Here is a 15384-nt window from a genome sequence, read left to right as displayed (position 1 = left end):
GTAATATCTAGCGCTACTTTAGAAAATTGGTATTAATTCAAAATCCCCAACTCAAAACTCACAATTTCAAACTATTTTCTTGTCCGATTTTAGCCTCCTGAGCAACTTGCTCAACCTCATCTTTGGCGAGAATTTCCAAAGCTGCTGCAGCTTCGGTGCCGCCCAACCGCCCCAAAGCTTGAGCGACTCTGTAACGAATTTGCCAATCTTCATTAGAAGCGCAAGGAAGCAGCAGCGGCACCGCGCGTTTATCTCCCAATTCTCCTAATGCACTGATGGCTATAGTTTGGATCAATTCGTTTTCAGAAGCTATGGCATTTTCTAACATGGGAAATGCTTTGGGATCTCCCATTTCTCCCAAAGCTGCGACGATACTCAGTTGCACCAGCCATTCAGACGTACTGCTATAAACTTGCTCCAAATCTTCTAAAGCAGAGGTTAATTTCAAAGCGCCCAAAGCATCGGCTGCTGCAGCTTGCACGTCGGGTTCGGGGTCGTTGTGCAAGCTGTGAAGCAGTACCTCTAAAGCGTTCGGCAGATTCTGCGTGCCGAGGGTTGACATTTGGCTCACACCAGCGTATCTAACGCGGACGTTTTTGTCACCGATCGCAATTTGAATCAACTTATAGGCGATCGCAGGTTCTAATTCTCGCAGTTGGTTGACACCTCGCAGCCTTTCGCCAAAATCCTCGGAATTCAACAATTGTTCTACAGATTCAGGGGTAATGCTCATGGAATTTTTAAATTGGGAAAAAGGTAATTGGGAAGAAGGTAATTGAGAAAAAGGTAATTGCCAAAAGCGAAGGAGATTGAAGGAAAGATCGACTTATTTTTTGATACAATCCTTCAACGAAAACAATTAATTAAGATTCGGCAGCCATCGACCGGATAATATCTCCCCTAGTGAGGATGCCGATTACTTTGCCTTCTGTATCAACTACCGGCAATCGGTGAATACTGCGATCGTGCATTAGTTTTGCAGCTTCTGCGACAGATTCGTCGGGCTTGATGGTAACTGGATCTTTACTCATCGCTTCTCCTACTGTTTGTCCTAAAGCCTTGTGCAGTTCTCGCTCGTAACGCGAGGGATTTTCTAGATAAATCACGCTGTCGAGTACCATGATGTAAGCGGGCGGAGTTACGCCGGTTTCCCGCCACATCAAGTCGGTTTCGGAGATGACTCCTACCAACAAGTCATTCTCATCTACGACGGGAAGACCGCTAATACGTCGATCGGCTAAGATTTTAATCGCTTCGTTCAAAGGCATTTCGGGACGCGCTAAAATCGGCTCGCGGCTCATCACATCGGCTACTGTTTTGGGCATGATTGGCGGTTGATTGACTTTTTGCTCTAAATCCGATCATATAGGGAAACCGTGACACAGGCCCAAGAAAGGCAGCGAAGCCGAAGAGATTTGTTACCAACTAGCAGCACCCAAAAAGTTTGAATGCCATAATTTGAAAGCTTTTTTTCGATCGCCCTCACGAATTCTGCAGTTTGTCTAGAAGCACGCGGGCGATCGACCCCACAAGATTGTTAAGATATATTAAAGAGCCGATAAATCCTTACCGATGCCAGAATCTCCAGCCCCAGCACCAGAATCCCAACCAGAAGAGCGCTGTGTATTAATTTGTCAGTATCAATCTTGCCTCAAAAATGGTTCAGCAGAAGTGCTCGCTGCCTTTGAAGCCCAACCAGTTGCAGGAGTGACAGTTAAAGCCTGTAGCTGTCAGGGACAGTGCAACACAGGCCCAACTGTGCGAGTCACGCCAGACGAAATTTGGTATTGTCGAGTTAAACCGAGTGATGTACAGTCGATCGTGGAAGAGCATCTCAAAGGCGGAAAACCTGTAGAAGCGCTGTTCAATCCGAGAATTCATATGCGTTATTATTATTAAAATTGAATTGATGGAAGTGCCAATTCCCAGCTCTCGCGCATCTAATTTTAATAGTTATTACAGCAGATTGCAAGTTTATGAAGTACACCGAGCGATCCCCGTAGGGACACGGCATTGCCGTGTCCCTACAAGGGCTAATTTGAATAGTTATTGTTATGGAAATTGCGCTGTGAAAATCAAAGGAATTGCTGTTATTTTGTTGGTGCTAGTGTTGGGGCGCACGTCGGCGGTAGTCGCTCAAACGCCGGCAGTTGCGGGAGATATTTGTCCTGGGGAATTGGGGGCGCAAGTAGATGCGATCGCCAATCGTCCTGAATTTAGCCGATCGCGCTGGGGGATTTTGATTCAACCTCTATCTTCTACCGCTACTCTCTACAGCCGCGACGCAACCAAATATTTCATTCCAGCATCAAATGTCAAGCTGCTAACTACAGCCGCTGCTTTGCAGAAACTCGGTGCCGATTTTCGGATTAAGACATCGGTTTACAGCGGAGAAAATGGGAGTTTGTACGTTGCCGGTAGGGGCGATCCGAGCATTGCTGAGCCTCAGTTGAAATCCTTGGCGCAGCAGTTGAAGCAGCGGGGAATTAGTCAAGTAAACGAGTTGATTGGCGATGACAGTTATTTTCAAGGCAGTGCAGTCAATCGCAATTGGGAATGGGAAGACGCGCAAGCTGGCTATGGCGCGCCGGTTAACAGTTTAATTTTCAATCAAAACGCGATCGAGCTTGTTTTGTCACCGCAGAATCTCGGACAACCTCTAAAAGTTACTTTTGCCGAACCAAAGTTAGCCAATCAGTGGCAAATTCAGAACAATTCAGTCACAGTGGGCCCCAACGAATCTGAGTTTCTTGAAGTTGGCAGGGAGTTCGATCGCCCCGCAATTCGAGTTAGCGGACAGTTGAAAGTTGGTGCAGAATCTGAATCAAGTTATGTTGCAGTTGTCAATCCCGCTAATAATTTTTTACAAAATTTTCAACAAGTCTTGACGGCGGAGGGAATTCCGGTTCAACAAGTTTTAGTTACCTCTGTTGCTCGCAATTTGAACCAAGAATTAGCAGCAGTTGAATCGCCGCCGCTGGCCGAATTGGTGAAGGAAACTAATCGCGAAAGTAACAATCTTTATGCAGAGGTTTTATTGAGATTGTTGGGAAAATTCACAGTCAAGATGTCTCTGCCACAAGAAGATACTAATGAAACTGGTTTGAAGGAGTTAAAAACAGCTTTAACTCAATTAGGTGTAAATCCCAACAGCTACATATTAGCCGACGGTTCGGGACTTTCCCGACACAATTTGATTAGTCCCGAAGCCTTGGTGCAAACTTTGAGATTGATGGCTAATTCACCTGCTGCGTCTGTCTACCGCGCCTCGTTGCCGATCGCAGGCGAGAACGGCACTTTAAAAAATAGATTTAATTATACCTCAAGCCGCGTCAATTTGCAAGCAAAAACTGGAACTTTGAGCGGAGTTTCGGCGCTGTCGGGATATATCGAAGTTCCAAGTTACGAGCCGCTGGTGTTTAGCATCATCGTCAATCAATCTGACTTGCCATCTTCAAAATTGCGATCGGCAACTGACGAAATTGTGCTATTATTGAATCGCCTCCGCCGCTGTTAAAACTACAAATTTCAATCGCTCAATTTGAAATAAGTAGTTACACCTAAAAAACCAGACACTCCAAAACGCTACAAGTTTTAAGTTTAATTAGATTCCAGCAGCGGGGATCGAAAAGCAGCTAGAATAAAAGCAGAAACATTAAAACCATTCGGTCGTTTCAGCCGACTAAGTAAGTAATGGCAAAAAAACAATAGTACCTTGTAGGGCGGGCGCGAGTTAAGAATCACGAGATACAAGCGAGAAAATCGAGGCAAAACCCGCCCGACACATCTAATGTTTATTTGTACTCACCTGCTAGCAGTCGGCGGGTTCCGTACTTCCCGAAACATAAGTCTAACTTTTAATTTATGCAGTCTTTAGATTCCGAACAGCAACACATCTTTGTCGAAACCAACAACATCCGCTTGCACTGCGTTTCCCAAGGAGAAGGCGAGCTCGTTGTGCTCCTGCACGGGTTTCCAGAGTTTTGGTACTCTTGGCGACATCAAATTCCTGCCTTAGCTCGTCATTTCAAGGTTGTGGTGCCGGATTTGCGGGGCTACAACGATTCCGACAAGCCGGCCAGCGGTTATGATTTGGATACGCTGAGTGCTGATATTCGCGGTTTGATCGATCGCCTCGGCTATAAAAAAGCTCACATTGTCGGTCACGACTGCGGCGGTGCGATCGCGTGGCATCTAGCTCAAAAATTCCCCGAAAAACTCAACCGCTTAGCAATTTTAAACGCTCCGCACCCGCAGCGATTAGTGCAAGAAATGGCAAGCAATTTAGACCAACTCCGGCGCAGTTGGCACATTTTAGCTTTCCAAGTTCCCGGCATCCCCGAATGGTTGATCCGGCAAAATTTGAAAGATTTTGTGCAAAATATTTTTCAGGGTCAAGCTATTCGCAAAGGAGCTTTTAGCGCTGAGGAAACTAAGATTTATCAGACTGCTTTAGAAAAGCCGGGAGTGTTAGCTGCGGCGATGAATTATTACCAGCAAATGTTTCACCCGCAGCGACTTTGGCATTGGGGGCAGAAATTAGAACCGGTGACAGTGCCTACTTTGGTGCTTTGGGGAGAAGAAGATGCGTTTTTGAGCCACACACTGGTAGAAGGTTTAGATCGGTTAATTACAGCTCCGTTTAAGTTGAAATTAATCCCTAATTGCGGTCACTGGGTTCAGCAGGAAGCGCCGCAAACGGTGAATCGAGAATTGCTGAATTTTTTAAGAAATTCTTCTCGTCCTTTGGCTTTAGCCTAGGTGGTTTTAGAGCGATCGCTCGGAATGCGAGTCCTCTAATTTTTATGAGGATTAAAGTGCGTGTAGGGTTCGTCATATCAATTCCGGTTGCACTCATACATGATGTTAACTGTTAACTGTTAACAGTCAACAGTTAACAGTCAACGCCTGAATTTACTATTCCGATGAAGAGAGGATTTGATATTGCTCGTTACCAGGAAGAGCCTGGTAATGCACATAGGCGAGGAAGAGCCTCCTTTGAGGAAGGCAACTTAGAGGAGAGAGGACTGTAGGAGGTGTTTAAGTTATTAAGTTTTCGATCCTAAGCTGTTGTGCATTTAAATTGTATATTTCGACTCAAAAATCTTCTCCCCCTCTCCCCCTCTCCCCCTCTCCCTCTCAATCACCATAAACAATTGGGATACACAACAGCTTAGCTGACGCACCCTAATATTTAAGAGTCCCAAAGCAAATTTTCTTGAATCAACAGTGCAATCATTGCTGCTCTGGAACAAACACCGAGTTTCATAAAAATCCGCTTCACGTAAGTAGCAACCGTCCAGTGACTGATATTTAAATTTTTGGCGATACATTTGTTTGGCAGGCCTTGGGCTACTAATTGGGCGATCGCCCTTTCTCGCGGACTCAGGCTAATTTCCGGTTTGTTAATTGTGCTTTGCATAGTTTTGCCGTGCAGTAACGAGTTAAAAATCTAATCAATTAATGGTAGAATGCCCAGTTTTTCTCTGACTTCAGATAAGGGAGTTTCCCAATCCGATTCAGGGTTCCAATCAATTAGCTTCGCGGCTAATTTTCCATGTTTTAAACCTTTGATAATTTGTCCGATCGCGCATTTGCCGCTGATCAGTCCAATTAACACTAAAATTGCACAGGAAGGGCGAAATACTTGAGCGCGAGTAAACGCTTGCAGTACAAATTCATCTTCTGTTGAAGGCGAAAGATTAGTCAAAACGTGCCAAACGTCGTGGTTTCGCTGAATCCAGTCTCCAGAGGCGATCGGCTCAAACCCTTGTTCGTCAAGAAATCGCGCCACTGAGTGGCCTAACGTTCCTGCCGGCAGTTGCCGCAACTTGTCCAAATCTATTTCAAAATGTCGATCGCTCTCAATTTGAGGATTAATTGTTTGAGCCATCTTTAATATAACGTCTAATTGACCGTCAGCCATGATTGATGCTTCCTCCTACAAGGATTTAAGTTTATGGCAAAATAAATTCGTCTCAATCCAGTTCATTTTTGCGATGAAACAATACGATTTTTTTGACATTTCAGTTGAGAAATCGTACATTCAGTCACAGCAATTAACTTTCCGTACCTTTTATATTTCTTTACAACTAGCCTGAGATTTGAAATTTGCCAGTTGTCAAAATCTGGCTAGTGTTAGTTACCGCTATATACGTAAGTAGCGGTTCTCAAGCGTGGTGAAGTATGCCCTATGCCCGGTTTGGCCACGGCGGCCGATCCCGGATGGTACCTCATACCAGAGCACAGAAAAGCTATATGTCTTTATTCTGGTGCTAAGTATTTGCACCTGCAATGAGTCAGAAGTTGAAGGGTACAAACCGATGGATGCGGGTGCTTGGAAGTGATGAGAGTTGCAGAGAGGTGAAGTAGGGTGAAGTTTAGCCTCAACCCGCGATGCGGTAATACGAGTGCGCTGTCGCTCAAATGAGTGACACTCGATCGAGGGACTGGTGAAGTATGCGCCTGCTAGCTATAAATAAAGTAGAAGTTCATAAAATGAATTGCCATGAAACGAGTTAATCTTTGGTTTTCAGCCGGAGTTTTGGCATTAATGTGGTGCGGTGCTGCTAGCGCTACAACTTATATTAATCCCACCACCAGAAAAACTACTTTAAACTTGTCAGAAAAAGTAAACAATCCTAACGGTTTTTATTTTACAAAAGTAGGTAATCGCGATTTTTTGGGCAATATTCAAATTACCCGTTCCGAAGGAGCAGCAGGATCTTACTATTACAACGGAACTTTTAAAGACAGTTCGACTGGGCCCGGCAGAAAGATTATTTGTTCTGGAGATATAGCCATTGTCCGTCGTCAAGTTGGAAGGAGCGGCCAGTTGGGAGCAGAAGTTACTTGGAAGGTGAAAGGAGGACAAAATTGTACTTCTGTTGGCCAGACATTTAAAGTAAATTTGGTCGAGCTTTTACCGCGTTCAAATGCCAGCGGCGACTATACTGCTAGCAATGCTAATACTTGGTTGAGCGAAACTTCTGGTTCTGTAACTTGGCCAGCTTGGCGAGTCACGTCGCGGGATGGAGAACTCAACTGTCGCCAGACACCAAACGGAGCAATTAAACGAGTTTACCGCGCGAATCGAGATACAATTTCTGCTGAACTCAGGGGAGGAAATGCGATCGCGATTGCCAACGGTGAACCCTGGTTGCTGACAAGACAGGGCTGTTACGTGCGCGCTAATTCTCAATATTTGCAGCCTGTTTCTTTGCCTGAGTAAGGGTTGAGAACAGCTATATATAACCCATCGCAGCAATAATACAATAAGTAGGTTGGGTTTCAATACAGAAACCCAACCTACTATTGCTAATGACTAATGACTACTGACTAATGACTACTGACTACTGACTACTGACTACTGACTACAAAATTTAGACTTCTTCTAAATCTTGTACATCCTCATCGTCATCGATATCCTCATCATCAATATCCGGCTCGACAGGAGCCACAGAATTAGCAGAAACTACAGCCCCAGTATCAAGTCGTTCCCGCACTAGCCGCTGGATCTCATCTTTAAATTCGGTATTTTCTTCCATGCGCCGAATCACGTTGTCGCGTCCTTGAGCAATGTTGTCGCCGTTGTAACTGTACCAAGAACCTTTTTTAGTAATTACTCCCATTTCGTCTGCCAAGTCAGTCAGACAGCCTAAAGTAGAAATTCCTTTGCCAAATACAATGTCAAATTCGGCAATGCGGAAAGGCGGAGCAACTTTATTTTTAGCAACTTTAACTTTCGTGCGGTTGCCGTATTCTTCTGTACCTTTTTTCAAGCTTTGAATGCGGCGAATGTCAAGCCGCACGCTGGCGTAGAATTTGAGTGCGTTGCCGCCGGTTGTGGTTTCGGGGTTGCCGTAGGTTATGCCGATTTTCTGCCGCAATTGGTTGAGGAAGATGACGGTACAGCCGGATTTGCCGATGTTGCCGGTGATTTTCCGCAAAGCTTGACTCATCAAACGCGCTTGCAAACCCATGTGGGAGTCGCCCATGTCGCCTTCGATTTCGGCGCGGGGCACGAGGGCGGCTACGGAGTCAATGACTACGATATCGACGGCGACGGATCGCACGAGTTGATCGACGATTTCCAGGGCCATTTCGCCGGTATCTGGCTGGGAAACTAGGAGATTTTCAATATCGACGCCTAATGCTGAGGCGTAGGTGGGATCGAGGGCGTGCTCGGCATCGACGAAGGCTGCGATACCGCCGGATTTTTGGACTTCGGCGATCGCGTGGAGCGCTAAAGTAGTTTTACCGGAACTTTCCGGGCCGTAAATTTCAATGACTCGGCCTTTGGGTAAACCGCCACCCAAAGCGATGTCCAGTGTCAGGGCTCCGGTGGGGATGGTTTCTACCTTCATGCGAGTGGAGTCTCCCAATCGGACGATCGCTCCTTTGCCAAAGCTGCGCTCGATTTGGGACAATACGGAAGTTAAGGCTTTTTGCTTTTCTGAGTTTTCAGCAGTTTTTGTAGAAGCTTCTTTTTTTGCCATTTGCGGTACGCGGGTAGACCCCTTGCGGAGCTTGTTGATTAACTGTACAACACGTATGTTAGCAGTTATTTTTGGGGTCTGGAGGTTCTGGGAGGATTTGGTTTAAGATTCTTGATGGTGGCTTGCTTGAGACTGCTCCAGCTTCCACAAGGCTCTTGTGTAGAATGTATTCGGCATCCGGCAGAGGGTAGAATTATTGTCGGTTGGGGTATGTAACGGTATTTGCTGGGTGTCGCTCTTGACAGGGCTGACACGCGGGTGCCTAGAAACCGGGTTTTTTCGCAATACTTGATTGCAGCAGGCTAACTCGGTAAAAAAACCCGGTTTCTGAGGGTCTTGGTGCGTCACTCCCCTGGGTCGATCTACCGTTCCTCTGGGGCGATCGCCACAATAGACCTCTTGCATAAATCTTTAATTAATAGATCGACCGCAGATAAAAGGCAGATTAACGCAGATTAACGCAGATAATTTTCAGAGAGTTTTTGACTTTTGCAAGGGGTCTAATTAGGACAAGCATGGCATCTACAACACCTCAAGACACATCTGTTAATTCTCAAAATTCCCGGTGGCCGATCGGCTTATTGGCGATCGGCATTTTACTAGGAATCGGATTTCGGTTCTTCGAGCTCGATCGCAAACTTTACTGGCACGACGAAGTTTACACATCAATCCGCGCCGCTGGTTTCACCAGGCAAGAAATCGACGACGAACTATTCCAAAACCGAATTATTCCCGCACCAGAATTGCAGAAATATCAGCGGATTAAACCGGGAAGTACAGCAGCAGATACAATTCGTTCTTTAGCACTAGAAGACCCACAACATCCGCCTTTGTACTTTCTCATGGCTCGTTGGTGGATGCAGCAATTTGGCAGTTCTCTAGCAGCATCCCGCAGTTTGCCAGCCATATTGAGTTTGCTGTCGCTGCCTTTGATGTACGGTTTAGCTCAGGAACTTTTCGCCTCAAAAAATGTGCAGTTAGTAGCAACAGCACTGTTAGCTTTATCTCCCTTTGACATCTTGTTTGCCCAGACAGCAAGGCAGTACAGTTTGCTGACAGCCGCAGTTATTGGCAGCAGTTGGCTGCTGTTGAGAGCAGTGCGGTTGCGGGGCTGGGAAAATTGGGCCTATTACTCGCTGGCGATCGCGATCGGCTTCTACACTCACCCTTTCTTCAGTTTAACACTCATCGGACACGGAGTTTTTATAATTTCTTCCTGGCTGTTTGTTAAAAAAAAGAAATTGCGAAGTCACCTTACTAATTCTCAATTTTTCTTAGCAGTAACAGCCGCTTTAATCTTGTATCTACCGTGGATTTACGTGCTGGCTACCAATCTCCAACGAGCTTCAGCAACGACAGATTGGACGCGACTATCTCCTGGTTGGCTGTATCTAGCAAAATTGTGGACTCTCAGCTTTACAGCCTTATTTTTTGACTTCGACTTCGGCTTTGACAATATATGGACTTATCTACTGAGATTGCCATTTTTGCTATTAATTGCGGCAGCCCTTTACAAAATATGTCGCCAAACTAGCAATTCAACTAAGCTGTTTATTTTAACATCAATTTTTGTACCTTTTTTGATACTAGCTTTACCCGATCTAATTCTCGGCGGCAAACGTTCCGCCGTCAGCCGCTATCTCATTTCTTGCTTTCCGGGAGTGCAGCTAGCAGTGGCTTACTTGCTCGCGAGTCATCTGAAAACTCAGCAGCGGTTTTGGCAAGTCGTTTTAGCCGGGATATTTACAGCAAGTATAGCATCCTGTACGCTCAGTGCGGTTTCTGATACTTCGTGGAGCAAAGACTTGAGCTATTTTAATGCTGAAGTTGCGAAAAATATTAACAAAGAGGCGATAGCTAATAGGTCGATTAAAGATACAATTGTAATTAGCGATCGCGGGAATGATTTTACTAACATGGGAGATTTGCTTTCTCTGAGTTACTTGCTTGACAAAGATGTACGGCTGATGCTGCTGAGCCAGTCGCCAGATATGGAAATGCTGAAAAAATATTCGGCTCCTCTCGTATTCCGCCCTTCGGAAAAATTGCTCTCGGCACTCAAGCAAAATCAACGGCGACTAGAACCTATATTGGAATATGCAAGACTTTTTCGAGTGCGGCGAGCTTCTTAGTTATCCCTAGGGTGCGTCAGCAAAAATATGTTTGATTTGCCTCAAATATTGGAACAAACACACCTGAAGATCGTGTCATATCGAACGACATAATAAAATTGGTTCGTAGCGAGCACTTTAGTCCGCATTCGTCAAAGGACTTGCATTCCTCACTACAAATAATTTTTATTACAGATAATTGACGGAATATAATATAAGTCACTATTGTGTATTTGTGTCCTCAATAATCCATCAAGTGCGTCAAAAAAAACTGTTTGAGTTGTCTCAGACATTTCGGATGATGCACCATACACTATTAGCAAGCATTATTTGAATCATTAGGATTAAACGCCATGAAAGAGTTAAAGAATTCATCTTCGGAATCCGCACAGCAATTTCGCAATCTTCAGACACAATTACGCGAACATTGGCGAGCGAGCGAAGAATTTGACAGCGATGATTGTGATATCATTATCATTCCGTCTCTCAGCTTAGACCAGCAAGAAATGCAGAAAGTTGAGGGTGCTTACCACTATGAAGAGCGGCATTTATTTTCATTAATTCGCCTGCGAAATCCCCGCACGCGCTTAATTTACATTACCTCGCAACCGCTGCACCCAATGATTGTGGATTATTACCTGCAATTGCTCCCTGGTATTCCATTTTCTCACGCGCGCGATCGCCTTTTGCTGTTCTGTGCTTACGATGCTTCTGCTAAATCCCTGACTCAGAAAATTTTAGACCGCCCCCGGTTGATGGAGCGCATCCGTCAAGCAGTGCGGCCGACAAAATCTTATATGGTTTGTTACAACTCGACGGCCTTGGAACGCGAGTTATCTGTTAAATTGGGAATTCCTTTGTGGGGCAGCGATCCGGATCTGCTTTACTGGGGAACCAAAAGCGGCAGCAGGCAAATTTTTAAAGAATGTGGCGTGGCTTATCCTGACGGTTCTGAGTTGGTTTGGAATGCGGAAGATTTAGCGGAAGCTGCGGCCGATTTGTGGGAAAGGCAGCCGCATTTGCAGCGGATAGTAATTAAATTAAATGAAGGTTTTTCGGGGGAAGGAAATGCAATTTTAGACCTCAAACCGATCGCAAGCAAAGCGCCGCCAGAAAGAGTTAAAGCAATTGGCGATAGCTTCCATAATTTGCGCTTTCAATCCACAGGCGAAACCTGGGAAAATTTCAGCAGCCGCATTCCCGAGTTAGGGGCAATTGCCGAAGCATTTATTGAGGGAGAAGAAAAGCGATCGCCCAGCGTTCAAGGTCGAATCGTCCCCAGCGGCGAAGTAGAGATTCTCTCAACCCACGACCAGATTTTAGGAGGCCCGGACAATCAAATTTTCTTGGGTTGCGAATTTCCGGCTGATGAATCCTATCGGCTGGCCTTGCAAGAATTGGGATGGAAAGTGGGGAAAAATTTAGCTGATAAAGGTGCTTTAGAGCGATTTGGAGTCGATGTTGTTGCCGTGCTACAAGATGACGGCACATGGGATATTCAAGCAATAGAAATTAATTTGCGGAAAGGAGGGACAACTCATCCGTTTATGGCTTTGAAGTTGTTAACAAACGGTCGTTACGATCGCACTACGGGATTGTTTTACAGCCAGCAGGGCCGTCCTAAATATTATGTCGCTTCGGACAATTTGAAAAAAGAGCGGTATCGGGGATTGTTACCGAACGATTTGATGGATATTATTGCTGACAATCAACTGCATTTTGATAGCGGTACTGAGACGGGGAGCGTGTTTCATTTAATGGGTTGTTTGTCGGAGTTTGGCAAATTGGGATTGACGAGTATCGGCAATTCGCCGCAAGAAGCAGAGGAAATGTATAACAAAGTTGTGAAAGCGATCGATCGCGAAACAGCATATTAAATCTGCTGCAATGATAAGCTGTTCCGGTTAACTGTTTACTTTTGACTGTTGACGGCTTGAACAATACTGATGCAACCGAAATTGATATCACGCATTAACTCACAAACCCGGCGGTTGAAACCGCCGAGGATTTGAATGGTAGCTAATTTTTGGCCGGATAAAGCGGCGTAGGATCGATCGAGCCTGTGCGGTTGAGAGGCCAAAAACGGACGATCGCCCTACCGATGATATTTTGCTTCGGTACAAAGCCCCAATAATGGCTATCACAGCTTGCATTGCGGTTGTCGCCGAGCACCAAGTAAGAATTTTGAGATACAACTACAGGCCCGTAGGGATACTGCGGAATTTCTTCTATATACTTTTCCTGTAGCGGCTGCTTGTTGATAAAAACTTTTCCGTCTTTGACTTCCACAGTGTCCCCCGGAAGCCCGATAACTCGCTTGATGTAGGCATCTTTGATCGGCGGAGGCTGTCCCGTGCACAAACTCGCCGAATCGGGAGGCATAAATACGATAATATCTCCTCGGTGGGGGTCTTGGAATCGATAGCTCACCTTGTCTATAATTAATCGATCGTTAATTTGTAGAGTTGGGAGCATCGAGCCGGTAGGAATATAACGAGCTTCTGCAACTAGGGTGCGGATGCCAAAGGCCAAGAATGCTGCTAAGCCGATCGTCTTAATTCCTTCAATCCAAGGATTTTCGTCGGTATTTTGCGGGGGTTTGTCGTCGGCTGACTTGTCTAGACGAGTCATAAGTATTTAAGTCACTGGGCTGGATATAAATTATAGACTTAATTCGGAGTTTTTTTGAGGAAACCCGCCAAATCTGTGTTCGACTGGTAAGTTTTTATACTATGTCGTTGAGTAACGCACCGAATTCGCACCCGAAAAATTAAAAATTTTTCCAAACCTAGTTAAATTTATTACTATTTTTCCAACTGTTTTAAGGATAAACTTGTTGGAGGTTTCCACACACATTACCGATCTAAATTATAACTTATGCCGACCACATCAAATTTGTTAATCCGCCGCGCTCGCGTTCTGTTACCAGACGGCGAGTTTTTGGTAGGCGACGTACTAATTAGCGATGGCAAAATTGTTCGGGTTGCTCCTGAAATTGCCGAGTCGGCCGATCGCGAAATAGATGCGATCGGCTTAACTCTGTTACCCGGAGTAATTGACCCGCAGGTACACTTCCGCGAACCGGGTTTGGAACACAAGGAAGACTTGTTTACCGCTAGTTGTGCCTGCGCTAAAGGCGGCGTGACATCGTTTTTGGAAATGCCCAATACGCGACCTTTAACTACCACCCAAGCGGCCTTAGATGATAAACTAAGGCGCGCTGCCGAGAAGTGTTTGGTCAATTACGGCTTTTTTATTGGTGCAACGCCGGAGAATTTGCCGGATTTGTTGGATGCAAATCCGACTCCGGGGATTAAGGTATTTATGGGTTCGATGCACGGGCAGTTGTTGGTGGATGGAGAAGCAACTTTAGAGCAGATTTTTGCTAAGGGCGATCGGCTAATTGCAGTACACGCCGAAGATCAAGCTAGAATCAATCAGCGCCGTCAGGAATTTGCCGGCATTTCCGATATCGCCGTACACTCGCAAATTCAAGACAACCAAGCAGCCTTATTAGCAACCAAGCTAGCCGTAAAACTTTCTAAAAAATATCAGCGCCGATTGCACATCCTGCACCTTTCAACTGGCGATGAAGCCGAGTTTTTGCGTCAAGAAAAACCGAGTTGGGTAACAGCGGAAGTAACACCACAGCATTTGCTGTTAAATACCGGTGCATATCAGAAAATTGGCAGTTTAGCACAGATGAATCCACCCTTGCGCGAACCCAAAGACAACCAAATACTTTGGCAAGCTTTACTCGACGGCGTAATTGATTTTATCGCCACAGATCACGCGCCGCACACCTTAGCAGAAAAAGCTCAAGAGTATCCGAATACGCCATCGGGAATGCCCGGAGTAGAAACTTCTTTGCCTTTGATGCTGACGCAAGCAGTCGAGGGAAAATGTACCGTAGCGCAAGTTTCTCATTGGATGTCGGCGGCAGTTGCTAAAGCTTATAAAATTCCGAACAAAGGGAAAATTGCTCCGGGTTTTGATGCCGATTTAGTATTGGTAGATTTAGAAAAATACCGCCCGGTTGTCGGAGCAGAAATGGCGAGTAAGTGCGGCTGGAGTTCCTTTGAAGGTTGGAATTTGACGGGATGGCCCGTGGTGACTGTTGTGGGAGGAAAAGTTGTTTTTGAAAACGGCAAATTAGATACAAATGTGAGGGGAGAAGCCTTGACATTTGATGGCGAGTAAACCTGCATAGGAGTTTTGTAACAAACCCAGTCAGGGGTAGGCTGCGTCAGAAAAGGGAATTGTCAATTATCATTGAAAATTTCATTCTGATGCACCATTTATTTATTCGTTGGTGCGTCAGAATGAGATGGTGAATTTTTTGCAAAATTCTGCCTAACTGACGCACCCTACTTGACTACTTTAGTGAGCATAAAAATTGTGCTAAAATAATCCGAATATATTCCCTTATTGTCAAGGCGATATTACCTATGCTCCCAGAATTAGAAACACAACTTCTTGCCTTAAATCCGACGGAGAAAGTTGAAGCAATACGGCTATTAACCCAAAGTTTAAATAATAGCTGGCCGGGAATTACGAAAACTCCCGATGTGTGCGGTGGCGATGCTTGTATCGCCAAAACTCGCATCCCAGTTTGGCTGCTTGAAAGTTTTCGCCGTGAAGGTTCAAGCGATTCTGAACTTCTACAATTTTATCCCCATCTCAGCGCTGCCGATCTAGTGAATGTTTGGACTTATGCTGATGCACATCTGAAGGAAATCGAAGAAGCAATCTGCAAGAATGAGGAAGCCTGAGTC

The 15384-nt window shown here is 45.3% G+C and carries 15 protein-coding genes; 8 read left to right on the top strand and 7 right to left on the bottom strand.

Annotated features, from left to right (window positions below; genetic code table 11):
• Positions 1–58: 58 nt before the first annotated feature.
• Together nblB and AACV78_RS07505 are read right to left on the bottom strand one after the other, a co-directional pair.
• On the bottom strand, positions 59–733 hold the full coding sequence (gene nblB / locus AACV78_RS07510) for a phycobilisome degradation protein NblB (RefSeq protein ID WP_194013034.1): 675 nt from the start codon (positions 731–733) through the stop codon (positions 59–61).
• A 130-nt stretch (positions 734–863) separates the two neighbouring features.
• Complete coding sequence (locus tag AACV78_RS07505) at positions 864–1325, bottom strand: CBS domain-containing protein (protein WP_194013033.1); 462 nt, start codon at positions 1323–1325, stop codon at positions 864–866.
• A gap of 247 nt (positions 1326–1572) precedes the next feature.
• Between AACV78_RS07505 and AACV78_RS07500 the strand changes: the two genes are divergently transcribed.
• The 3 genes from AACV78_RS07500 to AACV78_RS07490 all read left to right on the top strand — a co-directional run bounded on the left by AACV78_RS07500 (position 1573) and on the right by AACV78_RS07490 (position 4761).
• The gene (locus AACV78_RS07500) at positions 1573–1899 is read left to right on the top strand and encodes a (2Fe-2S) ferredoxin domain-containing protein (protein WP_194013032.1); all 327 of its coding nucleotides are present in this window, start codon (positions 1573–1575) and stop codon (positions 1897–1899) included.
• 175 nt (positions 1900–2074) lie between these two features.
• Positions 2075–3517 (top strand): D-alanyl-D-alanine carboxypeptidase/D-alanyl-D-alanine endopeptidase, encoded by a 1443-nt coding sequence (gene dacB / locus AACV78_RS07495; protein ID WP_370528878.1) that lies wholly within the window; start codon positions 2075–2077, stop codon positions 3515–3517.
• A 347-nt stretch (positions 3518–3864) separates the two neighbouring features.
• Positions 3865–4761, top strand: coding sequence for an alpha/beta fold hydrolase (locus AACV78_RS07490; RefSeq protein ID WP_194013030.1), 897 nt, complete (start codon positions 3865–3867; stop codon positions 4759–4761).
• A gap of 433 nt (positions 4762–5194) precedes the next feature.
• Here AACV78_RS07490 and AACV78_RS07485 read toward each other — a convergent pair whose 3' ends face one another.
• Together AACV78_RS07485 and AACV78_RS07480 are read right to left on the bottom strand one after the other, a co-directional pair.
• Positions 5195–5422, bottom strand: coding sequence for a response regulator transcription factor (locus tag AACV78_RS07485; protein WP_194011712.1), 228 nt, complete (start codon positions 5420–5422; stop codon positions 5195–5197).
• A gap of 30 nt (positions 5423–5452) precedes the next feature.
• A complete protein-coding gene (locus AACV78_RS07480) occupies positions 5453–5926 on the bottom strand; it encodes a Coq4 family protein (RefSeq protein WP_194011711.1) in 474 nt (157 codons plus the stop codon).
• 582 nt (positions 5927–6508) lie between these two features.
• Between AACV78_RS07480 and AACV78_RS07475 the strand changes: the two genes are divergently transcribed.
• A complete protein-coding gene (locus tag AACV78_RS07475; protein WP_194011710.1) occupies positions 6509–7231 on the top strand; it encodes a hypothetical protein in 723 nt (240 codons plus the stop codon).
• Positions 7232–7382: 151 nt separating this feature from the next.
• Here the strand turns inward: AACV78_RS07475 and recA are convergent, their stop codons facing one another.
• Together recA and AACV78_RS07465 are read right to left on the bottom strand one after the other, a co-directional pair.
• Positions 7383–8498 carry a recombinase RecA gene (gene recA / locus AACV78_RS07470; protein ID WP_194011709.1) on the bottom strand — a complete coding sequence of 372 codons (1116 nt, stop codon included), beginning with the start codon at positions 8496–8498 and terminating at the stop codon, positions 7383–7385.
• A 102-nt stretch (positions 8499–8600) separates the two neighbouring features.
• Positions 8601–8903, bottom strand: a complete 303-nt coding sequence (locus AACV78_RS07465; protein ID WP_194011708.1) for a hypothetical protein — start codon at positions 8901–8903, stop codon at positions 8601–8603.
• Positions 8904–9013: 110 nt separating this feature from the next.
• Between AACV78_RS07465 and AACV78_RS07460 the strand changes: the two genes are divergently transcribed.
• Entirely contained in the window at positions 9014–10630 is a 1617-nt protein-coding gene (locus tag AACV78_RS07460; RefSeq protein ID WP_194011707.1) for a glycosyltransferase family 39 protein, read from the top strand.
• A gap of 332 nt (positions 10631–10962) precedes the next feature.
• Positions 10963–12486 (top strand): peptide ligase PGM1-related protein, encoded by a 1524-nt coding sequence (locus AACV78_RS07455; protein WP_194011706.1) that lies wholly within the window; start codon positions 10963–10965, stop codon positions 12484–12486.
• Between the two features lie 142 nt (positions 12487–12628).
• Here AACV78_RS07455 and lepB read toward each other — a convergent pair whose 3' ends face one another.
• On the bottom strand, positions 12629–13240 hold the full coding sequence (lepB, locus tag AACV78_RS07450) for a signal peptidase I (RefSeq protein ID WP_194011705.1): 612 nt from the start codon (positions 13238–13240) through the stop codon (positions 12629–12631).
• Between the two features lie 246 nt (positions 13241–13486).
• On the opposite strand from lepB, the gene AACV78_RS07445 reads away from it, so the two are divergent.
• Positions 13487–14809, top strand: coding sequence for a dihydroorotase (locus tag AACV78_RS07445; protein WP_194011704.1), 1323 nt, complete (start codon positions 13487–13489; stop codon positions 14807–14809).
• A 248-nt stretch (positions 14810–15057) separates the two neighbouring features.
• Entirely contained in the window at positions 15058–15381 is a 324-nt protein-coding gene (locus AACV78_RS07440) for a DUF433 domain-containing protein (RefSeq protein ID WP_194011703.1), read from the top strand.
• Positions 15382–15384 lie beyond the last annotated feature (3 nt).

The organism is Tychonema sp. LEGE 07196, assembly GCF_963890365.1.
Taxonomy (GTDB): Bacteria; Cyanobacteriota; Cyanobacteriia; order Cyanobacteriales; family Microcoleaceae; genus Microcoleus.
Note: the sequence above shows the minus strand (reverse complement) of the source record. Positions and strands in the feature narration are given on the sequence as shown.